We start from the raw sequence: 25,022 nt of genomic DNA, 5'->3' as shown, positions 1-25,022 counted from the left end.
AAGCGCGGGACCATAGGTCCCGTGCTTTGAGCCGGTGAATGACCGGCGGTCGAGGGGACGTCCCGAATCATGGTCGGTTATCTCGTTGTTCTTCTGGTGGTTCTGGCCGCTGCTGCCTATTGGCTCGGCCGGACCCGCGCTATTGCCAGCGTCAATGGCGACGTCGCGCGACTGCATTCGCTGCCTGGCCAGCATGGCATGTTTCTGGCGCTTTTTGCTGCCGGTCCCGCGCTGCTTGCGATCGTGTTGTGGTCGCTGGTGACGCCGGGAATTGAATCGTCGATCATTGCCGACCGCTTCGCCTCCGAGTTGTCGGGAATGGGCGTCCCGCAGGTCGAAGCTTTCATCCGCGACGCTCGCGCGATGGCCTTTGGCGGGCTTGTCGGCTTCGCCGACCCGACGAAAGAGGCGGCCGCCGCCCTCTACAAATCGGTCCATGCGACCAGCACCTGGATCATCTGGACCGTCGCACTCGTGCTTTCCGCGTCCGGATTTTACTGGGCCTATTCACGCATCGCACAGGCCTACCGGGCGCGCCACGTGGTCGAGCGCGTTCTTCGCGCATTCTTGATCGCCTGTTCGGTGGTCGCGATCCTGACGACGATCGGCATCGTCCTGTCGCTTATCTTCGAGTCGCTGCGGTTCTTCCAACAGGTGCCGTTCTACAAGTTCCTGTTCGGCACGCATTGGTCGCCGCAGAGCGCCTTCACCGGCGCGGGAGCCGAGGCCGGGGCGGTCAACGAGGACATTTTTGGCATGGTGCCGCTCTTTGCCGGCACGTTGCTCATCACCTTCATCGCCATGCTGGTGGCTGCGCCTATCGGGCTGATGGCTGCGATCTACCTTTCGGATTACGCCTCCAAAAGCGTCCGCGCGGTCGCAAAGCCGGTTCTGGAAATCCTCGCCGGCATTCCGACCGTCGTCTACGGCTTCTTCGCCGCGCTGACGGTTGCGCCCTACTTCCGCGGTATCGGCGAAAGCCTGGGCCTCAACGTCGCGTCTGAATCCGCGCTCGCCGCAGGCGTGGTCATGGGTATCATGATCATTCCCTTCGTTTCCTCGCTTTCCGACGATGTGATCAACGCCGTTCCGCAATCCCTGAGAGACGGTTCAGCCGGCCTCGGCGCGACCAAGTCGGAAACCATCCGCAAGGTGGTCCTTCCCGCTGCCCTTCCGGGCATCGTTTCGGCGATGCTGCTTGCCGTCAGCCGCGCAATCGGCGAAACGATGATCGTGGTCATGGCGGCGGGGCTGGCGGCAAACCTCACGGCAAATCCGCTCGAAGCGGTCACCACCGTGACCGTGCAGATCGTGACGCTGCTGGTGGGCGACCAGGAGTTCGACAGCGCCAAGACGCTTGCAGCCTTCGCACTCGGCCTGGTGCTGTTCTGCATCACGCTTACCCTCAACATCGTCGCTTTGCGCGTCGTCCAGAAATACCGAGAGCAATATGACTGATGCGATCTCGTCATTCGGCGCCGTCGGACGGCCGGTCAGCATTCATACCGACGATGCCGCGAAGGCGCGGCTGAAGGGCCGCTACCGCACGGAAACGTGGTTCAAATGGCTCGGCGCCGCGGCTGTCGCGTTGGCCGGCTTGTTCCTTGTGCTGCTCCTGTCGACGATCGTCACGCAGGCGATTCCGGCGCTGCGGCAGAACTATGTGACGCTGCCGATCGATCTTTCAGCAGCCAAGGTCGACCCGGCGAAACTCGATGAAGTGAACTACGACGCCATCGCTCAGGAAGCGCTTACGGCAAAATTTCCGGATGTGACGAGCCGCCAGGACAAGCGCCTGCTGCGCGGGCTGATTTCCACCGGCACAGGCGTGTTCCTGCGCAAGGATATTGCGGCTGATCCGGGGATGCTCGGAGGAACGGTGGACTATGCGGTTCCACTTGACGATTTTGCCGACCTCTATCTCAAGGGTTTGCTTGCCGACGTCGGTTCGGACGAAGCGATTTCGACAAGCGTCACGCCTTCGGGAACCAGCGGCGACATCGATCTGACCTTCGGCGACGATGCCATGCTGGCGCTGGCGCGCGGCCATGGTGCGACCGAGGGCGAAAACGGCATGTTTACGCTGACGAGCGGCGCGTCGTCGCTGCTGGTCGCGTTCAATGGCGGCACGGTCAAGCTGACCTCGCTGTCGCCTGCGGCCAACGGCACGGTGATCGCAAAAGGCACGGTGATCGAGGCGCTGGACAGCACGGCGCCCGCCGCGAGCGGCCAGGCATTCCTGCGCGTCATCGAGACGCCGGAAGCATCGCGAAAGATTTCGGACAAGGTGATCGTCTGGCTCGACACGCTGAAGAGCGCCGGCCTGATCGAAAGCCGGTTCAACTCGATCTTCTTCTTCACCGGCGCAAGCCGCGAGCCGGAATTGGCCGGTGTCTGGGGCGCGGTCGTCGGATCGTTCCTGACCATGATCGTAACCCTCGCCATCGCCTTCCCGATCGGCGTTTCAGCGGCGATCTATCTTGAGGAATTTGCGCCCAAGAACCGGCTGACGACGATGATCGAAGTGAATATCAACAATCTGGCGGCGGTGCCTTCGATCGTCTTCGGCCTGCTTGGACTTGCCGTATTCCTGAATTTCTTCGGCATGCCGCGCTCAGCCCCGGTGGTCGGCGGCATGGTGCTGGCGCTGATGACCTTGCCGATCATCATTATCGCCTCGCGCGCTTCGCTGCGCGCCGTGCCGCCGTCGATCCGCGAGGCGGCGCTTGGCATCGGAGCTTCCAAGGTCCAGACCGTATTCCATCACGTCCTGCCGCTGGCGATGCCGGGCATCATGACCGGCACCATCCTCGGAATGGCGCATGCGCTGGGCGAAACCGCGCCGTTGCTGATGATCGGCATGGTCGCCTTCATAGTCGACATTCCCGGCGGTTTCACCGATCCCGCAACGATCCTGCCGGTGCAGATATTCATGTGGGCGGATTTCCCGGAAGCGGGGTTCCAGCAGAAGACTTCGGCGGCGATTTTGATTTTGCTGGTGTTTTTGGTCATCATGAATGCCATCGCGGTGATACTGCGCAGGCGCTTCGAGCGGCGCTGGTAAGGAGTAGAGGATATGAACATCATGACGGAAGCCGGCGTCGAGCAGAAACTGAGCAGCGCAACCAACGCCCCTTCGATCAAGATGAAGGGCGAAAAGGTCTCCGTTCACTACGGCGAGAAGCGAGCACTGTTCGACGTCGATCTCGATGTCCGCGAGCATCAGGTGACGGCGTTGATCGGCCCATCGGGCTGCGGCAAGTCGACGTTCCTGCGTTGCCTGAACCGAATGAACGACACCATCGATATCGCGCGGGTGAGCGGCAAGATCACGCTCGACGGCGAGGATGTCTACGACCCGAAAATCGATGTCGTCGAGCTGCGAGCTCGCGTCGGCATGGTGTTCCAGAAGCCGAACCCGTTTCCGAAGTCGATCTACGAAAACGTCGCCTACGGTCCGCGCATCCACGGCCTGGCCAGGAGCAAGGCCGAGTTGGACGGCATCGTCGAATCGAGCCTGAAGAAGGCCGGCCTGTTCAACGAGGTCAAGGATCGCCTGCTCGAGTCGGGTACCGGCCTGTCCGGCGGACAGCAGCAGCGCCTGTGCATTGCGCGCGCCATCGCCGTGTCGCCGGAAGTGATCCTGATGGACGAGCCCTGTTCGGCGCTCGATCCGATCGCCACCGCCCGCGTCGAGGAACTGATCGACGAACTGCGCCAGAACTATACGATCGTCATCGTCACCCATTCGATGCAGCAGGCGGCGCGCGTGTCGCAACGCACGGCGATGTTCCATCTCGGCTATCTGGTCGAGGAGGGCGCGACCGACAAGATGTTCACCAACCCCGACGACAAGCGCACCCAGGACTACATCACCGGCCGGTTCGGCTGAGCGGTCCGGCGAATTTCGAACACGAGGACAGCACCATGGGTGAACACACCGTCGCATCTTTCGACGAGGAACTGGAGCACATCGACAGGCTGATCCGCGACATGGACGAGCTCGCCGCCGCAATGGTAGCGGCCTCGATCCGCGCGCTGCTTGCGTCGGACAATGCGATGGCGCAGCGCGTCGTCTCGGACGACGCCATCATGGATGCGCGGCAGCGCGAGCTCGACGACAGCGCCATCACGCTGATCGCCAAGCGGCAGCCGATGGCGCAGGATCTGCGCGCCGTGGTTGGCGCAATCCGCATGGCGGGCGATCTCGAGCGCATCGGCGATCTGGCCAAGAACATAGCCAAGCGGGTCAGCGCAGTCGGGCAGAGCGCGACGCCGCGTAATCTGTCGCACGGTATTGACGCGATGGCGGACCTCGTTCTTGTGCAGCTGCGCGGCGTGGTCGAGCACTATGTGTCGCGCGATGCCGGCGCGTTGAAGGAACTGCGCGCCGACGACCAGAAGATCGACGTGAAATACACGGCGGTTTTTCGCGAGCTCCTGACCTACATGATGGAGGATCCGCGTAACATCACCGCCTGCACGCACCTTCTGTTCTGCGCCAAGAATCTCGAGCGTATCGGCGATCACGTCACCAACATCGCCGAAAACGCCTACTTTGTCGTGACCGGGCAGCAATTGCCGGCGGATCGCCCGAAGCTCGACGAAACGACGATGTCGGCGCCGGCGACATGACAGGAGTGACCGGCCGATGATCGCGCCGCGCATCATGGTGGTGGAGGATGAAGAGCCGCTGGGCGTCCTCCTCCGTTATAATCTGGAATCCGAAGGCTATCAGGTCGAGGTGGTGACGCGCGGCGACGAGGCCGAAATCCGGCTGCAGGAAAACGTGCCCGATCTTTTGGTGCTCGACTGGATGGTGCCGGCGGTTTCCGGCATCGAGCTTTGCCGGCGGCTTCGGGTGCGCCCCGAAACCGAGCGGCTGCCGATCATCATGCTGACCGCTCGCGGCGAGGAGAGCGACCGGGTGCGCGGCCTTTCGACCGGAGCCGACGACTATCTGGTCAAGCCGTTCTCGACACCGGAATTCATGGCCAGGGTCAAGGCGCTGCTGCGCCGCGCCAAGCCGGAAGTGCTGTCCAGCGTGCTCAAGGTCGGCGACATCATGCTCGATCGTGAATCGCACCGGGTCTATCGCAAGAAGAGCGAGATCCGGCTCGGGCCGACCGAATTCCGGCTGCTCGAATTCATGATGCGCCACCCGGGCCGGGTCTTCTCGCGCAGCCAGTTGCTCGACAATGTCTGGGGCGAGACGATCTACATCGACGAGCGCACCGTGGACGTCCATGTCGGCCGGTTGCGCAAGGCGGTCAACAATGGTCGCATGCCCGATGTCATCCGCACCATCCGCGGCGCCGGCTATGCGATCAGGGAAGACTAGCTGATACCTGCGCTTCCGGCGTACCCCAAAGTACGCTCCGCTCCGGATCTCGGAACCCACCATTCTCGACTCGGCCTGACCTGAATCTCAACACACCCCAAGTCGCGACCCGGGAATCCTTCAAGCCACGTTCTTTCCGACCGAGCCGGCTCGTGCCTGGATGCTCGGCGCGAAAATCTCCTGGTCGACGAAGCTTAGCGCCCGCATGGCGCAGCCTTCGCGGATCAGCGGCAACTCGTTCGGCTCGGTGTCGAAGGAAATCGAACCCGAATGCTGGCCGCCGGCGGTCTGGGCGATGGCCTCGCGCAGCGCCGGCTCGATCAGGTCGAAGGCGGCAGCGCTGGCGCCGACCATGGCCACCGGCGCCGGATCGATCAGCGCAAACAGGCTGCCGAGCCCGAAGCCGAGCGCCTCGCCGGCCTTGCGGTAGGCTTCGCGCTCCGGTCCGTCCGTCTCGCGCGCCCGGGCCGCCAGTGCCCGCATCTCGGCGTCGCTGACATCGGCGACCGGCTCGGCGTTCTCGCTCAACAGCCTTGCGTTGCGCCAGATGGCGTAGTTGCCGGCATAAGCCTCGACGCAGCCGCGCCGCCCGCAGCGGCAAAGCGCGCCGCCCGGCCGATGGATCATGTGGCCGAATTCGCCGCCCGAGGAGTGGGTGCCGGTGAACAGCTCGCCCTTCAGCACCAGCCCCATGCCGATGCCGTGCGAGAGCAGGATGGCGATGAAATCGTCGCGGTAGCGATCCGGGTGGCGCCAGCGCAGCGCCACGGCCATCATGTTGCAGTCGTTCTCCATGATGGCCGGGATGCCGAACTCGCGTTCCAGAATGTCGGCGAAGGCGATGTTCGTCTGCGGCGTGATCGGCGACCACAACATGGCGCGCGCGTGGGAATCGGTGATGCCCTGGATCGCCAGCGCGATGCGGGCGACGCTTTGGACATCGAGGTCGGGATCTTCGAGCCGGCGTCGGACGATGGCGACACTTTCGCCGATCAGCGCGTCGCGCGACATGGTCAGCGTGTCCAGCCGGCGCTGGTCCTCGGCGACCACTTGTCCGGCATAATCGATGACGGCGACCGACAGGAAATTCAGCGACAACACGACGGCCAACACCGCAGCGGCTTGCGGATTGAGGCTGAGGCCGACCTGCGGCCGGCCGCGTTTCAGCGAAACCGTCTCGCTCGCCTTGCTCTCGGCCAGGATGCCTTCCTGGATCAGGTCGGCAGAGATCGCCGATATGGTCGAATGGCTGAGGCCGGTGGTCGCGGCGATCTCGGTCCGCGACGGCTGGCCTGCCCGGCGCACGGCCGAAATCACCATCGCCCGGTTGCGCCGGCGCAGATCGTCATGACGGATTCCCACCGACATTTTTTGTTTCCTCCTCATTGCCGCGGCCGCTCATGAATCGGAAGCCGTCGTGGTAATGTCCGACAAATACTGGCAGAAGCAGAAGGGGCTGTCATTATTTATTCCGAGCATCGAAAAAAAGCGCGAGAGGACGTCAAAATCCATCAGAATTGGTGTTGACAGTGCTTCGGCGTTGGACCAGTATTTTTTCGAGGCTCGAAAAAATAGAGCCTTTGTGCCGGCCTTCGGGCCAGTTGGTCGCGCCCTACGCGGCGCAGGGAGGAATATCATGAAGAGATTCGCAGCCGCCATTTTGGCGGGGGTCGCTATGTCGCTGACGCTCGCGTCGGCCGCGCAGGCCAAGGACAAGGTCATTGGCGTTTCGTGGTCGAACTTCCAGGAAGAGCGTTGGAAGACCGACGAAGCCGCCATGAAGGCGGCGATCGAGGCCGCCGGCGACAAATATATCTCCGCTGACGCTCAGTCCAATCCCGGCAAGCAGCTGACCGACGTCGAAAGCCTGATCTCGCAGGGCGCCAACGCGCTGATCATCCTTGCGCAGGATGCCTCGGCCATCGGTCCGGCGGTGCAGAAGGCGCTGGACGAAGGCATTCCGGTCGTCGGCTATGACCGGCTGATCGAGAACAAGGACGTCTTCTATCTGACCTTCGACAACCAGGAAGTCGGCCGCATGCAGGCCCGCGAAGTGTTCAAGGTGGCGCCGGAAGGCAATTACGTCTTCATCAAGGGCTCGGGCGCCGACCCGAATGCCGATTTCCTGTTCGCCGGCTCCATGGAAGTGCTCAAGGATGCCATCGACAGCGGCAAGATCAAGAATGTCGGCGAGGCTTATACGGACGGCTGGCTTCCCGCCAACGCCCAGAAGAACATGGAACAGTTCCTGACCGCCAACGACAACAAGGTCGATGCGGTGGTTGCCGCCAATGACGGCACCGCCGGTGGCGTCGTCGCGGCGCTGACGGCGCAAGGCCTGGCCGGATCCGTCCCGGTTTCGGGCCAGGACGGCGACCATGCCGCGCTGAACCGCATCGCGCTCGGCACGCAGACCGTCTCGGTGTGGAAAGACGCGCGCGAGCTCGGCAAGAACGCTGCCGAGATCGCCTCGCAGCTGGCCGACGGCAAGCCGATGACAGATATTGCCGGCGTCAAGGACTTCACCACGCCCGGCGGCAATGTCGTCAAGTCGCTGTTCCTGACGCCGATTGCCATCATCAAGGACAATCTCAACGTCGTCATCGACGCCGGCTGGATCCAGCAGGAAGAGGTCTGCGCCGGCGTGGCAGCGGGCACTGTACCGGTCTGCAACTGATCCGCCTTCGCCAAAAAACCTGAGACGCCGCGGTTTCACGCCGCGGCGTTTTTTTCAAAAGAGTTGTTTTCCCGCGTCTCGCGGGTAACGTTTATGCTGCTTCCGGCATCCGCGGCAGACGGCAACGGTGGGAGGACATCATGACCGACGCGACTTCCAACACGCCGGCTGCCGATCGGGCGCGTGAATCCGAGCTCAGCCCCTTCGGCCGCTTCCTCAAGGCAACCGAGCTCGACATACGCATGCTCGGCATGGTCGGCGCGCTGCTGATCATCTGGGTTGGAATCCACATCCTGTCGGGTGGGCTTTTCCTCACGCCGCGCAATCTCTGGAACCTGTCGGTGCAGACTTCCTCGGTCGCGATCATGGCGACCGGCATGGTGCTGGTCATCGTGATGCGCAACATCGATCTTTCGGTCGGCTCCGTCGAAGGCGTGATCGGCATGGTGATGGGCGTTGCGCAGGCAGAATTCCTCATCCGCGTCATGGGGTTCCAGCTCGGAAATCCCTGGATATGGGTCATCGCACTGGCTGCCGGCGTGGTGCTCGGCCTCATGATCGGCGCGCTTCAGGGCTTCATCATCGCCTATCTCGAGGTTCCGGCCTTCATCGTGACGCTGGGCGGCCTGCTGATCTGGCGCGGCATGGCGTGGCTGATGACGAGCGGGCGCACCGTCGCGCCGCTCGATGCCACCTTCCAACTGATGGGTGGCGGGCCGCGTGGCTCGATCGGGGCGACCGCGAGCTGGATCGTCGGCATTCTCGCCTGTGTGGCCGTCGCCTTGATGCTGCTCAACGGCCGGTCGCAGCGCAAGCGCTTCAAGTTTCCGTTGCGCCCGGTCTGGGCGGAGAGCCTGCTGGGTGTTGTCGCCTGCGCCGCCATCCTCGGCGCCGTCTGGATCGCCAATTCCTATCCGTGGCCGATCGGCATCGTTCGCCAATACGCCCAGCGGAACGGCATCACCATCCCCGAAGGCGGGCTGTTCATCGCCCATGGCATCGCCATACCGGTGCTGATCGCGGTCGCAGTCGGCATCGTCATGACCTTCATCACCCGGCGCACCCGTTTCGGCCGCTACGTCTTTGCCATTGGCGGCAACCCGGAAGCGGCGGAACTCGCCGGCATCAACACGCGCTGGGTGACCATGAAAGTGTTCATGATCATGGGCGTTCTGGCCGCGATCAGCGCGGCAATTGCTTCGGCCCGCCTCAATGCGGCGACCAATGCGCTGGGCACGCTGGACGAGCTCTTGGTCATCGCAGCAGCCGTCATCGGCGGCACGTCGCTGGCCGGCGGCTCCGGCACGGTGCTCGGTGCCATGCTGGGCGCGCTTCTGATGCAGTCGCTGCAGTCCGGCATGGTGTTGCTCGGCATCGATTCGCCGCTTCAGAGCGTCGTCGTCGGCGCCGTGCTGGTTGTCGCCGTCTGGCTCGACACCGTCTACCGCAAGCGGGTCTGAGCATGATCCCGAGCCGAAGGTCCGGATCAGCGAAAAGTGGACATCCGTTTCGGTCTAACATCATGTTCGGCAAAACCATGGAGAGGAACGATCATGGCTGACACGACTGCTCCCACGCCACTGATCGATATGCGCAACATCTCGATTGCCTTCGGCGGCATTCGCGCCGTCGACGATGCGTCGATCGACCTTTTCCCGGGCGAGGTCGTGGCGCTGCTCGGCCACAACGGTGCGGGAAAGTCGACGCTGATCAAGATCCTGTCCGGCGCCTACAAGCGCGATTCGGGCCAGATCTTCGTCAATGGCGAGGAGGCTTCGATCGCCAATCCGCGCGACGCCAAGAAATACGGCATCGAGACGATCTACCAGACGCTGGCGCTCGCCGACAATGTCGACGCCGCCGCCAACCTGTTCCTCGGCCGCGAGCTGATGACCGGCTGGGGCACGCTCGACGATGGCGCCATGGAGGCCGAGGCGCGCAAGGTGATGGGCAGGCTCAATCCCCGCTTCCAGCGCTTCAAGGAGCCGGTGGTCAAGCTTTCGGGCGGCCAGCGGCAGTCGGTGGCGATCGCGCGCGCCATCCTGTTCAACGCCCGCATCCTGATCATGGATGAGCCGACGGCGGCACTGGGACCGCAGGAAACGGCGCAGGTCGGCGAACTGGTCATGCAGCTCAAGGCCGACGGCATCGGCATCTTCCTGATCAGCCATGACATCCACGATGTGTTCGAGCTTGCCGACCGCGTCTGCGTCATGAAGAATGGTCGGGTCGTTGGCACGGCGCGCACCGGCGACGTGACCCAGGACGAGGTGCTCGGCATGATCATTCTGGGCAAGTGCCCGCCCGGCGCCATTCCGGGACCAGGCGCGCTGAAGATCGCCGCCTGAAGCGTCAACTACCTGTCATGTGATGTGCCAGCCGTCATGATGGTTTGGCCGCGCCATTGTGTTGCCACGGGGACTTGCCCATAAGATGGGGAACCATGGGTCGCAGCAGCAACTTGAAGAAGTTCTTCCCGGTCGTCGCTTTCATAGCCGTCGCGCTGATCAGCCTGACAATGGCGGGATTCGCCTATTTCGCCACACAGGAGGCGGCGCGCATCAAGTTCGAGGCGACGGCGGACGACGCCCTCAACCGGATCGATAGCCGCATCGACCTGCATCTGTCGATGCTGCGATCGACACACGCACTGTTCGAGGCTCGCAATGGTGACATTTCGCGGAGCGAGTTCAAGGCGTTCTTCGATGCGCTGGGTATCAACGACAATTTCGCCGGCCTGCGCGGCATCGGCTTTCTCCGGCTGGTGAGAGCCGGCGACGAGGCGGCGGTCGAGCGTGCCATCCAGCACGACTATGGCGTCAGCGATGCGATCTATCCGGCCACGACAACGCTGCCGTGGCGTGCGCCCATCACGCTGTTCGAGCCACTGGATCCCTCCAATCAATCCGGCATCGGCTACGACATGTTCACCGAACCGGTGCGGCGCGAGGCGATCGAAAGGGCGATGGCCGACAATCAGCAGCACGCGAGCGGGCGCGTGCAGCTAGGCCAGGAAACAGGTGCTGCGCAGACCTTCACCGGCTTCCTGGTCTTCGTGCGGCTCAACATCGAAACCGCGGCGTACGGCATCGATGCGTCGAGATCGTCGACAACAGGCTTTCTCTATGCGGCGTTCCGCGCCCGCGACCTGTTCCAGACCGCGCTCAGCCGGACGCCGCTGCTGCCGGTCAACATCGAAATCTATGACGGCAAGGTGGATGCCGACCATCTTTTGTTCCAGTCGGAAACGCCGCCGGCGTCGAGCTTCGGCGACAGGTTGCTGGTTTCTCGCGAACTCACCATCGCCGGACGACCATGGACGGTCCTGTTCAGGCCGACAAGCGCCTTCTCGCAACCTTCCTCGCGCGCCATTCCGGTGATGCTCGGCCTGTTCGGACTGCTGCTCGCGGGAACCATCGCGTTGGTGGCCCGCTATCAGGAGCGGGCCTATGACGCGGTCTCGCTGCTTCATGAGACGACGGAAAAAAGCCTGCTCGAAAAAGACCTGATGCTGCAGGAGATGAAGCACCGCATCAAGAACTCGATCACGCGGGTGCTGGCGATCGCGCGCCAGACGGCGTCGCACGCCACCGACGTCAACGAGTTCTCGTCCTCCTTTTCGGCCCGGCTGCAAGCGATGGCGGCATCCCAGGACATGCTGACGCGCTCGCGCTGGCAGAAGGCCGATCTTGGCGATCTCTTGCGCATCGAGCTTGGCCAGGTGTTCGGCAAGGAGCTTCCCGACGGGATATTGTCGGGGCCAGAGGTGTTGCTCGACGAGACGACGACGCAAGCGCTCGGCCTGACCTTTCACGAACTGGCGACGAACGCGCTGAAATATGGCGAAACCGGCAATTCGGCCATTACCAGGAACGGCGACTGGTCGCTCAAGGTCGACTGGTCGGTCGAAGGCCATAGGAGCGGCCGGACGCTGGTTCTCAACTGGCGCGAAGCCGGCCAGAAGAAACTCGAAGCACCTGTCAAAACCGGCTTTGGCACCAAGCTGATCGATTTGAACGTGACGCGCGAATTGCGCGGTACGATCAATCGCGATTTTCACGATGGCGGGTTGAGCGTGGAAATCCGGATCCCGCTGTCGGACTGAAACGCTGCCGCAAACCGGCCGTTTTCGAAAGCGCCCAAATAAAGCGCCCCAAATGAAGCACCCATGTAAACAGAGACCGGCTCGTCCGTTCTCCGCTTCCAATGCCTCTTGCGTTTAAAACGGATCAGCAGCGAGCCGTAAACAGACGGCCACGGTTGTCGCGGTACTGGCAATAGCCATTGCGCAGGTTGCGCACCAGCAGGCCGGTACCGGCACCGATGGCTGCGCCCACCAGCGCACCCTTGCCGCCGTCAATCAGGCCGCCGGCCAGAGCGCCGACACCGGCGCCGACGCCGACGTCCTGCTCGGTGGTGCTGCAACCGCTGACCGCGATCGCCGCAACCATGGCAATAATCATCTTCCGCATAGGGTCACTCCTCGCCTTTGTCCTCACTTGTAGCTCCGCCCGTCATTTAACACGCGCAAAAGCGTTTTGCCCTGCTCGATTTCATTGTTGGCTAAGAGAATCTTTTTCGGGGCGCGCGCCGCTCGAGGCAACCTCAAGATCGGAAATCTCCACGGAAGCGTCGAGCGTGCCGTCCGGGCGCACGTTCCAGACGATCTGGTCGTAATCACCCTCAAGCGCCGGATCGACGGAAAGGCATTTGGCAATGATGCGCGGAGCCTGACCCTGCACATCGCCCATGGCAAACGGACGCGCGGCTGTGCACTCCTGAGCGGTTTCGAAAACGCTCACCGATACGGGCAGTTCGCGGCACTCGGTCATCGTGTTCGAACAGCCGATGACCAGCAGCACGGCAGCGATATGTTCCATGGCGACGGTCCTCCCGCCATAGAACGGGCTACATCCGCCAAAGTTCCGGTGATGCGGGCTGGCGCGACCATGGAGAACAGGCCGACGACAGGCAAGCCCAAGCCGCCGGCCACTTGCGTCCGACGCTTTGCTTTAAATTGTTATCGCAAAACCACTGCACACCCTTTGTTCAAGCCGAGGGGCTTGCTTCTGCGCGAATGCATCAGACCAACTGGAACGCGGCGGCCAGGACGGCCACTGCAGCCAGCCCGATTGCGGCGAGACCGGGGATCGGCAGGGAAGCACGGGGCGACCGCATTGCAGATGCTTCGGGATCCTGAAACCCGCTCATCGAAACGCGTGCGGCCTGTTCCAGCCTGTTGATGTCGGCAACCGTCAAAGCCATTTCTCCCGTACTGCGCAGCAAACTGCGATCGAAAACGTCATGCGGAGTGGTGCCTGAGAAAAACAGCATCGAACCTTATGGTGAACAGATGGTTAAAGCCGGCGCGGCCGGTATCAATCCCACCCCTGTTGACCCCAACCCCTCGGCCAGTTCTCTTGGGCTCGGCTGTTGTCCGTTCAATCCGTCTCGAAATTGCTGCGAGGAACGACGAGATGGTATTCGAGACGATCCCCGCTGATTTCAAGTTTCGCCGTGCCGTTCAACGACGCAGGCACGACGCGCTCGAGCGCGACGCTGCCAAAGCGCTTCTCGCTGGGCTGATTGTCATTGGCTCCGATGGCCTCGGCCCATGTCAGCGACAGCGCGGTCTCGCCAGCGGAAGCGGCCGTCAGATCGGCCGTCACCTCGACGAAGCCGTCGGCTCGCGACAGAGCGCCGTAGCTGACAGAATTGACGGCAAGCTCGTGCATGGCCAAGCCGATATGCAGGGCCGCATTGGGATTGAGGTATGGGTTTGCACCGCGAAAACGCAGGCTGCGCACAGGGTCGGCGCCATAGCGGCCGACCTGGCCGGACACCAGTTCGCGCAATGCCGCTCCCCGCCAGTTGGACGAGGTCACCAGGTCCTGGGATGAGGCAAGCGACTGCAGCCGGCCGCGAAAGCGCGTCAGGAAATCACTGAGCGTGTCCGAATAACGGCTGGTCTGGGTGGCGATGCTCTGGATGATGGCCAAAAGGTTCTTCGACCGGTGGCTGACCTCGCGCAGCAGCGTCTTCAGGGTTTGCTCGCGACGTTTCTGCTCGGTCGTTTCGACCATTGTGGTGACGACGCCCTGCACGGTGCCGCCGTCGTCATGATCCGCGTCTATCCATATTTGGAACCAGCGGACGCCATCGTCGGCGGGAATGCTGAGCTCAAGATGTTCCGGATTGCCGGATGCGACGACCCTGCGTTTGGCTGCGCCGATGCGCTCCGCCTGCGCAAGCGGCAGGATGCCGTTGCCGTCGCCAGTGTCGGAAACCTCCGTGTCGGAAACAACTGTGTCGGAAATCCAGGGCGGGCGCACGTTGCGGGCCCAGACGGTTTTCATCTCGCGATCCTGATAGAGGACCGAAATGCCGGCATTGTGCAGCGCATGGAGAAGGGCCCGGCCAAGCTGCATTCCACTCTCAGCGGACTGCAGAGCGATGATCTCATCGCTCCGTCCGCTGTCTCTCATGTCTCCGGCTCTGGATTGCATCGTTCACTTCACCCGCCCAATGCAGGCTGAACGGCTGACGGAAAATTGGGTTCCAAAAAGAAGTCCGCCGAGCGACGTCCGGCTAAGGACACCGCCCGGCGGTAGCTGGAAACCGCTTGAGGGGTGCGGCTCCCAGTGTTCGATCGCAGTTCACGACGCGCGTTTGAACAAGCCCGCAATAAGCGAAATGATGAGGAAAGCGAGAAAGATGAAAAACAATATCTGCGCGATACCAGCCGAGGTGCCGGCGATTCCGCCGAAGCCAAGAGCGCCTGCAATAATCGCAACGACGAGAAATACGAGGGCCCAGTAAAGCATGGTTCATCTCCTTCAAATAGTATGCCAAAAACGTCTTTCGCTGCCGTTTGTTCCAGCATTTCCCGAAAAAGACGAGCCCCGGAAAGCTTTCCCGCTCGAATTGGATGGTCATGCGCAGGTGAGTTGCAAGTGGCGTGTGCCGGCCGCAAGCGGCCAGCGTTACTCATCTGTGGAAAACGGGCGATCAGTGAAACTGTGGAAAGGGCCGCTCAGGGCCGGGCTGCCCGGCCCTATGCAGCGGCTTTCGCCTGTCGGTCGAAGAAGAGCGCCTGACTGATCAGGGCCTTGACCATCTCCGGATTGAACGGCTTGGTGACGAGGAAGGCCGGCTCCGGCCGCTCGCCGGTCAGGAGGCGTTCGGGAAAAGCGGTGATGAAGATCACCGGCACCGGGGTGGTCGACAGGATCTCGTTGACCGCTTCGATGCCCGAGCTGCCGTCGGCAAGCTGGATGTCGGCCAGCACCATCTTCGGCCGCGTCTTGGCGAACATCGCCACCGCCTCGGCATGGGTACGAGCCGTTCCGACAACGCGATGCCCCAGGCTCTCGACCATTTGCTCGATGTCCATGGCGATCAGCGGCTCGTCCTCGATGATCAGCACGTCGGTTGCCACCTGGCGGGAAATCTCGTTGCTGGCCTCGGCAAGAAGCTCGGAGAACTCCTGATCGTCAACGTCGAGGATCTCCGCCGCCTCGTCTTCGCTGAAACCTTCGACGGCAACCAGCAGGAAGGCCTGGCGGGGGCGGGGTGAGATCGCGTTCAGATTGGCGGCGGCGCGCTGTTCCCACGCCGACTGCGGGTGTTCCTGCGGAACGCGGATGGCGACCGAGGTGAACAGCCTGGCGAAGACCTTATAGAGCGCGATGCGGTCATTCGACGCGTTCGGAAAGATGTCGACGTCAGCGATGATGGCCTCGAGCATCGCGGCGACCAGCGCGTCGCCACTCTCCTGCGATCCGGAGACGGCCCGCGAAAAGCGGCGCAGGAACGGCAGGTGTGGAGCGATGGTTGCGGACAGGCTCATGATGGACGTCTCCCTCTGACGTAATTGGATAGATTGCAGGCCACGGTGATGACAAGCCCCGAGAATAAACCCTGAAAACATAAACGCCGGCTTGCCGAAAAAGTTCCGAGGGCTTGGAACTAATGTAAGCCGAAGGCGTTTGAGATCGGGACGGGCAACCAGACGAGGGGGCCGCCTGCTTTACGTCGTGTATTGAAGGGCGGCAGGGTACTGGGAACAAAGGGCGAAATGACGACATGAGGAAAGACAACACGGCTGGCGCTGCAACGAACAGGCGCCGGGCTGCTTCCGGCGACCCGCTCGGGCCAAACTCGGAAATCGGCCGCAAACTCAAACAATACTACGACGAGCTGGTCTCCGACAATGTGCCGGATCGCTTCGCCCAATTGCTCAGACAGTTGGAACAGGCCCAACCTGCACCTGCACGGAAAAAGGATTGAGGCATGGTGGCCGTGTCCCAGAGCTTCAAGACGGATCTGCTCGCCTCGATTCCGAGCCTGCGGGCCTTTGCCGTGTCGTTGACGCAAAACGCCGACAAGGCCGACGATCTGGTGCAGGAAACGCTGGTGAAGGCGTGGGACAAACATGAGAGCTTCGAGCCGGGCACCAATCTCAAGGCATGGCTGTTCACCATCCTGCGCAACGAATTCTATTCGCAGATGCGCAAGCGCGGCCGCGAGGTGCAGGACAGCGACGGCATCATGACCGCCAGGCTAGCCGTCCATCCGGCCCAGCACGGCCAACTCGACCTCAAGGACTTTCGGAGCGCGCTCGAGCAATTGCCTGAGGACCAGCGCGAAGCCATCATCCTCATCGGCGCGTCGGGCTTTTCCTACGAGGAAGCCGCCGAAATTTGCGGCTGTGCGGTCGGAACGATCAAGAGCCGCGTCAGCCGCGCCCGCACGCGGCTGCAGGAAATCCTGAAGATTTCCGGCGATGACGAGTTTGGTCCGGATGCGATTTCGGCTCAAGTGACGGGGTCGAACGCCGCCTGAATACGCACCACCGGTAATGTGGGACCCTGTAATTAATGTCGGGCCCGGTAATCGGGCTCCAGTTGACGGACATCAAACAACAGGGCCGCGCCCGCACGCCGCCGCCACTGCCTGCACGAGATCGTCTCCCGAATAAGGCTTGGTGACCAATCTGACATCCGGAAAGGACACCCTGATTTCGTCCATGTCGGAATAGCCCGAGGCGAAGACGAAAGGCACGCCCGATTCGCGCAGCCGCGAAGCGAAATCGAGTGTCGAAGCGCCGCCCAGCATGAGATCGACGATGGCAGCGTCGAATTGCGAGGCAACGCCCTGCCGATCGATCTCAGCCAGATCGCGGGCGATGACCACATCGCCGGCGCCAAAGTCGCGGCAAAGCTGCTCGACATCCATGGCGATCAGGAATTCATCCTCCAGAACAAGAATCCGCAATCCGTCCAGCAATGGGGGCACGTGGCAATGTCTCCGTGGGGCGCAGGGAACAGGGAGCGCAAGGGATAGAGAGTCATGATCTCTATTTGGGTTCCTGTCATTTAAAGTTATTTCGCATCCTGTCATTTAAAAAAGACATGCCGCCGCAGATGGCGGAACCTCGACGCCTGCAAGGCGTTCGCTATCGCCTTCCGGAAGCGGGCCCGCTTCGAAGAGGGAATGAAATGTCTGGCCAGAACGGCCGTTCCTTGTCCGCCCGCCGGTATTCGGGTGAGAACTCCCCAGAACTCGCCCGCTGGGAAGGGTTGAGCGAAGGTCGCCGACCGCTGATCTGAGCGGCCGCCGGAGACGTGCCGGGCTGGACTCGGCTGCGCAAAAACCCTTTCATGGCAGTTGTTCCGATTTCGGAACCTTGGGGTGGGTCGGACGTTTCGACCCGAGCAAACGCAAGGAGTCAAGCAATGGCGACTGCCGCAGGAAAGTCCCCGAACGAAAGCCGGCCGAATTCGGACCTTGAAGACGACATCAGGCAGCTGAAAGTCGACATTCAGAAACTCACCGAACAGCTGGCCGAGACCGGCCAACATGGTTACGGGACTGCCCGTCGCGTTGCTGCGGAAGGGGTCGAGCAATTGCGCGCCCAAGGTGAAGCAGCCTTTGAAAATATGCGCAGCAACGCCAAGGATATCGAAGCGCAAGTGGTGGCGAGCGTGCGCGAAAAGCCGGTGACGTCGCTGGCAATCGCGGCAGGCGTCGGCTTTCTGTTTGCACTTCTCGCGCGCCGCTAGTCTCAGCCCAGATGCGAATGCTGGCATCGTTACTCTCGGGCTTCGCCTCGGGTGAAGCGGTTGCCGCCGTGCGCCGCGCGCGCACGGCGGCGATCGTCTATGCGCTCGCAGCACTTGCAGCGCTGTGCGGCATCGGTTTCCTCGTCGGAGCGGCCTATGTCTGGGTGGCGGGTCGCTATGGGCCGATGGCAGCCTGCCTTGGTTTCGGGGTCGGCTTCCTGGTGATCGCAGGGCTCCTCCTGCTCATCCATCAGCTGTCGGCCGGCGCGCGCGCCGGACGCCGGGCGCGGAGGCGCAATGCCGATATGAAGGCGGTCGGCATCACGGCCGCGCTCGCCGTGCTGCCGGCGCTACTCAAGGGGAAAGGCGGCTTGGGCACGATACTCGCCCCGGCGATTGCACTCGCCGCCTACGCAATTTACCGCGAGAACACAAAGCCCGATGCCGACGATCCGGATGCCGGCGAAGCGAAATAGCTCGAAGTGATTCTTCTTCGGGTTGGCATCGTGTTGGCAATGATCCGAAAAACCAGGTTCCACTTTTCCCTGACATGGACCTTTGGTTCGAGATCCATGGTCGAGCCGTCACTTCGGCAGATCCTCCAGCGGCATCGATATTTCGGCGAACACGCCTTCCGGCCGAAATTCGTGGGTCACTTCACTGGAGATGACCTTGGCCAGGCTGCGGCGGATCAGGATCGAGCCAAAGCCGTGGCGTTCGGGGGAGGCAACTTCAGGCCCGCCGCTTTCGCGCCAGGTCAGCACCAGGCGCCGGGCGCCTTTCCGAACCTGTGCCTTCCAGTCGAGATCGACCTTGCCCGACGCCGCCGACAGCGCTCCGTGCTGCAGCGCGTTGCTGGCCAGTTCATGCAGGATCAGGCCAAGCCCGACTGCCTGGTCGGGCGAAAGCAGCAGATCGGCGCCTGAGATCGTCATGCGCGGCTGATCGGCGGTGTCGAACGGCTTGACCTCGATCTGCACGAGTTCGCGGATGCCAATGCCGCGCCACTCGCGGTCGGACAGCAGGCTGTGGGCGGCGCCTAGCGCCTGAAGCCTGGCGCTGAAGGCGTCGAGGAAATGCCTCGGCTGGCGGGCATGGCGAACTGTCTGCGTCGCCAGCGCCTGGACGGTGGCCAGCGTGTTCTTGACGCGATGGTTCAGCTCGCGCAGCAACAGCCGCTGCCGCTCATCGCCGAGCTTGCGTTCGGTGATGTCGTAGTTGACGCCGAAGATCAGCGTCGGCTTGCCGTCGCCGTCACGCTCGATGACCCGGCCGCGCGTAGCGAGCCAGCGCGGCGGGCTGAAGCCCTTGACGCGGTATTCGCCAAAATAATCGTCGCCGCCGCTCAGCACGTCGCGAAAGCGCGTCTCGGTCTGGTAGGCGTCACGCGGGTCGATGGCGGCGAGGATATCGCGTGCTCTCAGCCGGGTCGAGCGCGGCAGGTCGAACAGCTCGGACAATCGGGCATCGCATTCGATCATATCGCTATGGATATCCCATGCCCAGCTCGCGAGCGATGCGGCATCGAGCGCAATGCCGCGCCGCTTTTCCTCGCGCGCCAGTGCCGCAGCGGCGCCGGCGGCGTTGCGGGTGGCGCCCTTCAATGCGAACAGGCTGGCAGCGAGGCTGGCGAGCGCCGTCAATTGTTCGAGCTGGGCGGCAGACGGCGACCCGCGCGGCCTCCGGTCGAGCACGCAGAGCGTGCCGATCCGGGCACCGGCCACCACAATCGCCGCACCCGCATAGAAGCGGAAATGATGCTCGCCAGTGACCAGCGGGCTGGCGTTGAAGCGTGAATCCATGGTCGCATCCATCACCACCATCGGCTGGTCGCCGGCAGCAATGGTGTGGGCGCAGAAGGATGTATCGGTCGCGGCCTCGGTCTCGTCCAGGCCGACACAGGACTTGAACCACTGCCGCTCGACATAGACGACCGTCACCAGCGCGACAGGTGTTTGCATCACGGCGGCGGCGAGCCCACTGATAGTGTCGAAGTCAGGATCGGCCGCCGTGTCGATTGCATCGAGATCATGGAGCACGGCAAGCCGATCCTGCGCCGTTACCACGCTAAGGACATCGACCGGCAGATTCGGCTTTGTCACTACCCTGCTATCCACAAGTCCCCCAGATGCATCGGCTTGCAGCCATCCGCGCTGGGCCCAGTTGCCGGGCCCTGAGACCGGAACCTTCGCCCTGAGGAACCGTTACCCAACCACATTTTGCTAGCCGCGCCGCCAGCGCCAACCGACATGCCAGCGCCAAACGAAATGCCAGCGCCAACCGAAATGGAGGCCGATCATGCCCAAGATCGTTCCTGAAGACAAAGCCCGGCAGGGACGCTGGGGGTGGCACACCTTCCGTATCTTGATCGCTGCGCTGCTTTTGGCGTTTATCGCCTGGGGCATCGCCGAGATCTACGGCAACATGATAGACCGGACGCCGACAACCGAACAGGGCGAGCTTCCCAGGAACGAGCAGGGCGAGATTCCCAGAGGCTGAAGCCTTCCGATCGACTGTGGCGGGATGCATCACGCTGCCCTCGCCTGGACGGCGCGCGCCGGGACGAGAACGTTCAGCGCACCAGGATGAATTTCGATCGTCGTTTCGCGGTCAAGCCTGACCAGTTCGCCATCCATGACCGCGCGAAATTTCTTCGCAGCCGAGTGGAGTTTCAAAACGGCCCGGTCAGCCTGGTGGATCTCCACATGCTCGCTGTCGCGCCATTTGCCGCGCGCCATGTCGAAGAGGACCCTGACCAGTTCGCCACGCCGCCGCGCCACCGTGACATAGATGCCAAGCACGCCGCCGGCGGGATTGTCAGCATAGGGCAGATGACCCTCACCGAACAGATTGTTGGTGATGCCGATGCCGGTGGTGCGCGTCACGATCTCGGCCTCGCCGATGGTCAGCGTCACCTTCATCGCCGAAGGGTTGTTGATCGCCGCCCAGGCAGCCTTTGCCGAGGCCCGCATCTTTCCCAACCGCGAGCCATACTCCATGGCCTGGCGAAGCTGGACCATCCTGGCGTGCATGCCGATCGAGAATTGATGCACGAATGGCTTGCCGTTGGCGGTTGCCATATCGACTGCAATAACCTCACCGTCGGCAAAGGATTTCACGGCCGCGTCAAGGATTTGTGGAATGCCGAGCCCGCGCGCGAACAGGTTCATCGTGCCAGCCGGTAAAATGGCAAGCGCTTTCTTGCTGCCCATCAACCGAGCCGCCGCGGCCGAAATGGTGCCGTCGCCGCCACCGGCCAGCACAATGTCGACACTATGCCTGGAAGCGATGCGGTCCAGCGTTGCGACAATGTCCCTGCCGGCAACAATTTCGATATCGATGCGGTGGCCTGCTGCCTCCAATGTCTGGCGCATCCGGTCGGTGAAGGCGGAGAGATCAATCGTTCGCAGGGTGCCGCCCTCCTGGTTCAGCACCGCCGCAAATCGCATTTCCCCGCTCCGATTTTTCTTGGCTACCATTGGATAATCATCGGCCGTAACAGACCGAGCCATGGGCCGAAACGGGGCGGTTGAAAAAAAGTTCCGCAGCTCTAACGAAAATACAGGAGCCAATCTCACCCGGCCAAACGCATAATTGAGCGCGATTCGGGTGGTTTTTTTCACAACGCTCGCCCTGGTGTCGGAACAACGGCGCGGTCACGACGTTGTGAATGTGTAACGCCGCGACCAATCTCCACCGGCGGCTTGTGGCGTGAAGAAATAACGCACGAGGAGAGATTACGATGATCCGCACCCTTTTATCCACCACCGCACTGGCAGCGTTGATTGCGACCGGTGCGTATGCGCAGGAAGCCACCACACCGGCGCCCACGCAGGACCCGGCGGTCCAGGAGACCGCTCCGGCGGCTCCCGTTGCGCGCGCCGAGGGCAGCCTGATGACCAACATCATTGGTGAATCCGTCTATAACGGCACCGGCGACGATGCCGAGAATATCGGTGAGGTCAGTGATGTCGTCTTCGATGAAAACGGTCAGGCGAAATCGGTCGTCATCGGCGTCGGCGGCTTTCTCGGCGTCGGTGCCAAGAATGTCGCTTTCGACTACAACAAGCTGCAATGGGCCGAACGGAATGGCGACCGCTGGCTGATCGCCGAAACCACAAAAGATGATTTGACGGCTCAGCCGGACTTCGATCGCAAGCCCTATGATCCGGCTCCTGCGGCCACCGATACCACGGCTACGGCTCCCGCTCCATCGACCTCGACGGATACAACGGCGCAGAATGCTCCGGCGGCTCCAGCCGATAGCGCCGCAGCTCCGGCCGAACCTGTGAAGAGTGCCGACGGCAACCTTGCCACCAACATCATCGGCGAAACCGTCTATAACGGCACTGGCGACGACGCTCAAAACATCGGCGACGTGAACGACATCGTTCTGGCCAAGGATGGCAAGGCCGAGTCGCTGATCATTGGCGTCGGCGGCTTCCTCGAGGTTGGCGAAAAGAATGTCGCCTATCAGTTCGACAAGGCCAAGTGGGCGGAGAGGGACGGCGACCGCTGGCTGGTCGCTGAGACCACGAAGGAAGACCTGGAGGCGCTGCCGGAGTTCGACCGCGAGCCCTATGATCCCGCCGCGGCGACAACCGCATCGACTGACGCGGCGACGCCGGCGCCAGTGACCACCACCCCTGCTGTCACTGCGGCTCCAGCCCCGGCGGAGAAGACTGCGGAAGCTCCGGCGGCAACGCCTGAACCCGCTGCTCCGGCTCCAATGGACAAGACAGCCGAGGCTCCGGCGACGACGCCGGACCCGGCTGCTCCGGCACCGGCGGACAAGACAGCCGAGGCTCCGGCTGCAGCAACGCCTGACGCAACCCCGGACCAGACGAAGACCGCGGCGATCGACAAGTCGGCGCTGACCGAAATGCCGATCAACGAAATCCGCTCCGAGGATTTGGTTGGAACCACCGTCTATGGCGCCAATGATGTCAACGTCGGTGAGATTGGTGACGTCGTGCTGACCGGCGATAAGAAGGTCGACGCCGTCATCATCGACGTCGGCGGTTTCCTCGGGGTTGGCGAGAAGGAAGTGGCGATCGGCATGGACAACCTTAAATTCATGACCGACAAGGATGGCAATCGCTATCTCTACACGAACTTCACCAAGGAGCAGCTTGAGGCGCAGGCCCCCTATGACAAGGCCACATATGCGCAAAACCGCGACACCCAGCGCATGATGATGCGCTAGCTTGCGCCAACGATGAAAGAGGCCCGCGGCGGCAACGGCGCGGGCCTTTTCATGATGGGAAAGGTGGCAGGCCTGCGACGTGGCCGACCACGCCATCCTCGGTCAGTTCGGCAAGCGCCAGCGACTGATCGAGATGTTCGGCCCGCCAGGCAAGCAGCCTTTCGGCGAGCTCCAGGCGGACCGGCAGATAGGTCGGGTCGGCAGCGACATTGGTCAGTTCGTTCCGATCCTTCTCCAGGTCGAACAGCAGCGGCGGGAGGCCGCCGCCGAAATGTACATATTTGAATTGTTTCGTGCGGATGACCGCCAGATTGCATTGGCGCGGAGCGATGCCGAAATGGCGCTGGGCATCACCGTCGGCAACCGAGCGGAAGTCGAACTCCCAATGCGCGGCCCCGCGCCAATTGGCCGGCTCCCGGGCATCCAGGAACGGCTTCAGCGATTGTCCGTCGAGATGCGGCGGGGATACCTCGCCAAGCAGATCGAGCAATGTCGGCGCTATGTCTACCGCTTCGGTGAAACGGTCGACGCTGGCGCCGGCCGCCTTGCGGCGACGCGGGTCGCGGACGATCAGCGGAATATGAAAACTGCCGTCGAAAAAGCCGCCCTTGCCCAGCATGAAATGGTCGCCCATCATCTCGGCATGGTCAGAGGTCAGGACGACGATGGTGTCGTCCCAGGCATCCGCCGCCTTGACCGCCTGCCAGATGCGGCCAAGCTGCGCGTCGACTTCCGAGATCATGCCGTAATAGAGCGCGCGGATGCGGCCAAAATCGTCGTCGCCCCAGTCGCGCACCTTGCCCTCGGCGCCGGGGCGGAAATTTGCCCGCTGCTGCTGGTCAAGTTCATAGGCGAGGTAGGGGTGGCTCTGCGCCTCGGCCTGCCAGTTCGCGGCGCGGCGGAAGGCTGTTCCGTCGGCTGGGCCATACATGCTGTTGTAAGGCTCCGGCACGATGAAGGGCGGATGCGGGCTGAGGAAGGAAAGATGCGCGAACCACGGTGTACCGCGCTCCTGTTCGCCGAGCCAGCGGACGAATTCGCCGGTCAGGAAGGCGGCTGGGGTCTCGTCCTTCGAGTAGACGGGCGGTGAGGTGGTCACGGCGCCGTCCGTCGTGGCAGCACCGATTTCGTCCGCCGGGCGATGGATATCGGGAAAACCGGCGCTGCTATCGATGCCGCGCGCCTTGAGCCATGACAGCCACGGTTTCTGGTGCTCCGGCAGGAGTTGGCGCACGGTGAAGCCGGGCAGCACGCCTTCATAGCTTTTCAGCCGCGGGTCGCCTGGCGTCAGCGTGCGCGGATCGGGCGACACGTCGGTATAGCCGAACAGCGTCGGATCATAGCCGAGACTGCGTGCCGAGAGCGCGATGTTGCCATGGCGGGCGTCGAGCGGCGTGCCGTTGCGGCAGACGCGGTTGTTCATCTGGTAAAGGCCGGTGTAGAGGCAAGCGCGTGCCGGCGAGCAGGGCGCCGCCCCGCCAAAGTGCTGTCGAAACAGCACACCCTCGGCGGCGAGCGCATCGGCATTCGGCGTTCGCACCACCTTGTGGCCTGCCGCCGACAGGCAGTCGCCGCGCCACTGGTCGCAGGTGATCAGGAGAACATTCGGGCTTCTGTCTGTACTGGCCAATGCTGGTGTCCTTCATTGAAAACCTGTCGCGAATACCTGCCGGTCACGGGAGCCGAATTTTTGTGGCGACACAAGCCTGAGGTGTTCGCTAAATGGTGAACAAA

General features: G+C 62.6%; 26 protein-coding genes. 15 read left to right on the top strand and 11 right to left on the bottom strand.

Annotated elements, in window-relative coordinates:
- The first annotated feature begins 69 nt into the window (after positions 1-69).
- From pstC to phoB, 5 genes are read left to right on the top strand one after another with little or no spacing between them, the layout of a single operon-like run.
- The gene (pstC, locus tag AC0L3H_RS10320) at positions 70-1,458 is read left to right on the top strand and encodes a phosphate ABC transporter permease subunit PstC (RefSeq protein WP_473512191.1); all 1,389 of its coding nucleotides are present in this window, start codon (positions 70-72) and stop codon (positions 1,456-1,458) included.
- Positions 1,451-3,064, top strand: coding sequence for a phosphate ABC transporter permease PstA (pstA, locus tag AC0L3H_RS10315; protein WP_287299332.1), 1,614 nt, complete (start codon positions 1,451-1,453; stop codon positions 3,062-3,064). The genes pstC and pstA overlap by 8 nt, the downstream gene beginning before the upstream one ends.
- Before the next feature lie 12 nt (positions 3,065-3,076).
- On the top strand, positions 3,077-3,892 hold the full coding sequence (pstB, locus tag AC0L3H_RS10310; protein ID WP_023797094.1) for a phosphate ABC transporter ATP-binding protein PstB: 816 nt from the start codon (positions 3,077-3,079) through the stop codon (positions 3,890-3,892).
- Between the two features lie 35 nt (positions 3,893-3,927).
- Positions 3,928-4,635: a phosphate signaling complex protein PhoU gene (gene phoU / locus AC0L3H_RS10305; RefSeq protein ID WP_023797095.1), complete on the top strand. Its 708-nt coding sequence runs from the start codon at positions 3,928-3,930 to the stop codon at positions 4,633-4,635.
- 16 nt (positions 4,636-4,651) lie between these two features.
- Positions 4,652-5,341 (top strand): phosphate regulon transcriptional regulator PhoB, encoded by a 690-nt coding sequence (phoB, locus tag AC0L3H_RS10300; RefSeq protein ID WP_031254097.1) that lies wholly within the window; start codon positions 4,652-4,654, stop codon positions 5,339-5,341.
- 120 nt (positions 5,342-5,461) lie between these two features.
- Here phoB and AC0L3H_RS10295 read toward each other — a convergent pair whose 3' ends face one another.
- On the bottom strand, positions 5,462-6,709 hold the full coding sequence (locus AC0L3H_RS10295) for an ROK family protein (RefSeq protein WP_473585371.1): 1,248 nt from the start codon (positions 6,707-6,709) through the stop codon (positions 5,462-5,464).
- A 268-nt stretch (positions 6,710-6,977) separates the two neighbouring features.
- Between AC0L3H_RS10295 and xylF the strand changes: the two genes are divergently transcribed.
- The 4 genes from xylF (at position 6,978) to AC0L3H_RS10275 (ending at position 12,123) form a co-directional block, all read left to right on the top strand.
- Positions 6,978-8,018, top strand: a complete 1,041-nt coding sequence (gene xylF, locus AC0L3H_RS10290; protein WP_473585370.1) for a D-xylose ABC transporter substrate-binding protein — start codon at positions 6,978-6,980, stop codon at positions 8,016-8,018.
- A gap of 140 nt (positions 8,019-8,158) precedes the next feature.
- Positions 8,159-9,478, top strand: a complete 1,320-nt coding sequence (locus AC0L3H_RS10285; RefSeq protein WP_473585369.1) for a sugar ABC transporter permease — start codon at positions 8,159-8,161, stop codon at positions 9,476-9,478.
- Between the two features lie 93 nt (positions 9,479-9,571).
- Positions 9,572-10,366, top strand: a complete 795-nt coding sequence (locus AC0L3H_RS10280; protein WP_236368827.1) for an ATP-binding cassette domain-containing protein — start codon at positions 9,572-9,574, stop codon at positions 10,364-10,366.
- 113 nt (positions 10,367-10,479) lie between these two features.
- The gene (locus AC0L3H_RS10275; protein ID WP_473585414.1) at positions 10,480-12,123 is read left to right on the top strand and encodes a CHASE domain-containing protein; all 1,644 of its coding nucleotides are present in this window, start codon (positions 10,480-10,482) and stop codon (positions 12,121-12,123) included.
- Positions 12,124-12,247: 124 nt separating this feature from the next.
- Here the strand turns inward: AC0L3H_RS10275 and AC0L3H_RS10270 are convergent, their stop codons facing one another.
- The 6 genes from AC0L3H_RS10270 to AC0L3H_RS10245 all read right to left on the bottom strand — a co-directional run bounded on the left by AC0L3H_RS10270 (position 12,248) and on the right by AC0L3H_RS10245 (position 15,867).
- Positions 12,248-12,490 (bottom strand): YMGG-like glycine zipper-containing protein, encoded by a 243-nt coding sequence (locus AC0L3H_RS10270; RefSeq protein ID WP_027153471.1) that lies wholly within the window; start codon positions 12,488-12,490, stop codon positions 12,248-12,250.
- A gap of 81 nt (positions 12,491-12,571) precedes the next feature.
- A complete protein-coding gene (locus tag AC0L3H_RS10265; protein ID WP_473585368.1) occupies positions 12,572-12,898 on the bottom strand; it encodes a hypothetical protein in 327 nt (108 codons plus the stop codon).
- A gap of 202 nt (positions 12,899-13,100) precedes the next feature.
- Positions 13,101-13,283, bottom strand: coding sequence for a hypothetical protein (locus AC0L3H_RS10260; RefSeq protein WP_473512184.1), 183 nt, complete (start codon positions 13,281-13,283; stop codon positions 13,101-13,103).
- Between the two features lie 176 nt (positions 13,284-13,459).
- On the bottom strand, positions 13,460-14,524 hold the full coding sequence (locus tag AC0L3H_RS10255) for a sensor histidine kinase (RefSeq protein WP_473585367.1): 1,065 nt from the start codon (positions 14,522-14,524) through the stop codon (positions 13,460-13,462).
- Positions 14,525-14,674: 150 nt separating this feature from the next.
- Complete coding sequence (locus AC0L3H_RS10250) at positions 14,675-14,842, bottom strand: DUF1328 domain-containing protein (protein WP_023797107.1); 168 nt, start codon at positions 14,840-14,842, stop codon at positions 14,675-14,677.
- Between the two features lie 230 nt (positions 14,843-15,072).
- On the bottom strand, positions 15,073-15,867 hold the full coding sequence (locus tag AC0L3H_RS10245; RefSeq protein WP_287290208.1) for a response regulator: 795 nt from the start codon (positions 15,865-15,867) through the stop codon (positions 15,073-15,075).
- Positions 15,868-16,103: 236 nt separating this feature from the next.
- Between AC0L3H_RS10245 and AC0L3H_RS10240 the strand changes: the two genes are divergently transcribed.
- Complete coding sequence (locus AC0L3H_RS10240) at positions 16,104-16,307, top strand: NepR family anti-sigma factor (protein WP_287066581.1); 204 nt, start codon at positions 16,104-16,106, stop codon at positions 16,305-16,307.
- Between the two features lie 3 nt (positions 16,308-16,310).
- Positions 16,311-16,862 (top strand): RNA polymerase sigma factor, encoded by a 552-nt coding sequence (locus tag AC0L3H_RS10235; RefSeq protein ID WP_473493771.1) that lies wholly within the window; start codon positions 16,311-16,313, stop codon positions 16,860-16,862.
- 72 nt (positions 16,863-16,934) lie between these two features.
- On the opposite strand, the gene AC0L3H_RS10230 is transcribed toward AC0L3H_RS10235, so the two are convergent.
- Complete coding sequence (locus AC0L3H_RS10230; RefSeq protein WP_473493772.1) at positions 16,935-17,315, bottom strand: response regulator; 381 nt, start codon at positions 17,313-17,315, stop codon at positions 16,935-16,937.
- Positions 17,316-17,755: 440 nt separating this feature from the next.
- Here AC0L3H_RS10230 and AC0L3H_RS10225 point away from each other — a divergent pair, with 440 nt between their 5' ends.
- Entirely contained in the window at positions 17,756-18,082 is a 327-nt protein-coding gene (locus AC0L3H_RS10225) for an ElaB/YgaM/YqjD family protein (protein WP_128181824.1), read from the top strand.
- Positions 18,083-18,093: 11 nt separating this feature from the next.
- The gene (locus tag AC0L3H_RS10220) at positions 18,094-18,558 is read left to right on the top strand and encodes a hypothetical protein (RefSeq protein ID WP_473585366.1); all 465 of its coding nucleotides are present in this window, start codon (positions 18,094-18,096) and stop codon (positions 18,556-18,558) included.
- A 108-nt stretch (positions 18,559-18,666) separates the two neighbouring features.
- On the opposite strand, the gene AC0L3H_RS10215 is transcribed toward AC0L3H_RS10220, so the two are convergent.
- On the bottom strand, positions 18,667-20,184 hold the full coding sequence (locus AC0L3H_RS10215; RefSeq protein WP_473585365.1) for an HWE histidine kinase domain-containing protein: 1,518 nt from the start codon (positions 20,182-20,184) through the stop codon (positions 18,667-18,669).
- Between the two features lie 196 nt (positions 20,185-20,380).
- On the opposite strand from AC0L3H_RS10215, the gene AC0L3H_RS10210 reads away from it, so the two are divergent.
- A complete protein-coding gene (locus AC0L3H_RS10210) occupies positions 20,381-20,581 on the top strand; it encodes a hypothetical protein (RefSeq protein ID WP_023797117.1) in 201 nt (66 codons plus the stop codon).
- Positions 20,582-20,610: 29 nt separating this feature from the next.
- Here the strand turns inward: AC0L3H_RS10210 and AC0L3H_RS10205 are convergent, their stop codons facing one another.
- Positions 20,611-21,531 carry a diacylglycerol/lipid kinase family protein gene (locus AC0L3H_RS10205; protein WP_473585364.1) on the bottom strand — a complete coding sequence of 307 codons (921 nt, stop codon included), beginning with the start codon at positions 21,529-21,531 and terminating at the stop codon, positions 20,611-20,613.
- A gap of 293 nt (positions 21,532-21,824) precedes the next feature.
- On the opposite strand from AC0L3H_RS10205, the gene AC0L3H_RS10200 reads away from it, so the two are divergent.
- Complete coding sequence (locus AC0L3H_RS10200) at positions 21,825-23,288, top strand: PRC-barrel domain-containing protein (RefSeq protein WP_473493776.1); 1,464 nt, start codon at positions 21,825-21,827, stop codon at positions 23,286-23,288.
- Between the two features lie 49 nt (positions 23,289-23,337).
- Here AC0L3H_RS10200 and AC0L3H_RS10195 read toward each other — a convergent pair whose 3' ends face one another.
- Entirely contained in the window at positions 23,338-24,918 is a 1,581-nt protein-coding gene (locus AC0L3H_RS10195; RefSeq protein ID WP_473585363.1) for an alkaline phosphatase family protein, read from the bottom strand.
- Positions 24,919-25,022: the final 104 nt, after the last annotated feature.

The sequence above is a fragment of the Mesorhizobium sp. WSM4816 genome (assembly GCF_055811535.1).
Note: the sequence above shows the minus strand (reverse complement) of the source record. Positions and strands in the feature narration are given on the sequence as shown.

Coding starts and splice junctions, on each gene's coding strand:
- pstA (WP_287299332.1), top strand. CDS start 1,451: ATGACTGATGCGATCTCGTCATTCGGCGCCGTCGGACGGCCGGTCAGC.
- AC0L3H_RS10255 (WP_473585367.1), bottom strand. CDS start 14,524: ATGCAATCCAGAGCCGGAGACATGAGAGACAGCGGACGGAGCGATGAG.
- AC0L3H_RS10265 (WP_473585368.1), bottom strand. CDS start 12,898: ATGGAACATATCGCTGCCGTGCTGCTGGTCATCGGCTGTTCGAACACG.
- xylF (WP_473585370.1), top strand. CDS start 6,978: ATGAAGAGATTCGCAGCCGCCATTTTGGCGGGGGTCGCTATGTCGCTG.
- AC0L3H_RS10280 (WP_236368827.1), top strand. CDS start 9,572: ATGGCTGACACGACTGCTCCCACGCCACTGATCGATATGCGCAACATC.
- AC0L3H_RS10295 (WP_473585371.1), bottom strand. CDS start 6,709: ATGTCGGTGGGAATCCGTCATGACGATCTGCGCCGGCGCAACCGGGCG.
- pstB (WP_023797094.1), top strand. CDS start 3,077: ATGAACATCATGACGGAAGCCGGCGTCGAGCAGAAACTGAGCAGCGCA.
- AC0L3H_RS10225 (WP_128181824.1), top strand. CDS start 17,756: ATGGCGACTGCCGCAGGAAAGTCCCCGAACGAAAGCCGGCCGAATTCG.
- phoB (WP_031254097.1), top strand. CDS start 4,652: ATGATCGCGCCGCGCATCATGGTGGTGGAGGATGAAGAGCCGCTGGGC.
- pstC (WP_473512191.1), top strand. CDS start 70: ATGGTCGGTTATCTCGTTGTTCTTCTGGTGGTTCTGGCCGCTGCTGCC.
- AC0L3H_RS10205 (WP_473585364.1), bottom strand. CDS start 21,531: ATGCGATTTGCGGCGGTGCTGAACCAGGAGGGCGGCACCCTGCGAACG.
- AC0L3H_RS10220 (WP_473585366.1), top strand. CDS start 18,094: ATGCGAATGCTGGCATCGTTACTCTCGGGCTTCGCCTCGGGTGAAGCG.
- AC0L3H_RS10240 (WP_287066581.1), top strand. CDS start 16,104: ATGAGGAAAGACAACACGGCTGGCGCTGCAACGAACAGGCGCCGGGCT.
- AC0L3H_RS10250 (WP_023797107.1), bottom strand. CDS start 14,842: ATGCTTTACTGGGCCCTCGTATTTCTCGTCGTTGCGATTATTGCAGGC.
- AC0L3H_RS10200 (WP_473493776.1), top strand. CDS start 21,825: ATGATCCGCACCCTTTTATCCACCACCGCACTGGCAGCGTTGATTGCG.
- AC0L3H_RS10285 (WP_473585369.1), top strand. CDS start 8,159: ATGACCGACGCGACTTCCAACACGCCGGCTGCCGATCGGGCGCGTGAA.
- AC0L3H_RS10245 (WP_287290208.1), bottom strand. CDS start 15,867: ATGAGCCTGTCCGCAACCATCGCTCCACACCTGCCGTTCCTGCGCCGC.
- AC0L3H_RS10210 (WP_023797117.1), top strand. CDS start 20,381: ATGCCCAAGATCGTTCCTGAAGACAAAGCCCGGCAGGGACGCTGGGGG.
- phoU (WP_023797095.1), top strand. CDS start 3,928: ATGGGTGAACACACCGTCGCATCTTTCGACGAGGAACTGGAGCACATC.
- AC0L3H_RS10270 (WP_027153471.1), bottom strand. CDS start 12,490: ATGCGGAAGATGATTATTGCCATGGTTGCGGCGATCGCGGTCAGCGGT.
- AC0L3H_RS10235 (WP_473493771.1), top strand. CDS start 16,311: ATGGTGGCCGTGTCCCAGAGCTTCAAGACGGATCTGCTCGCCTCGATT.
- AC0L3H_RS10260 (WP_473512184.1), bottom strand. CDS start 13,283: ATGGCTTTGACGGTTGCCGACATCAACAGGCTGGAACAGGCCGCACGC.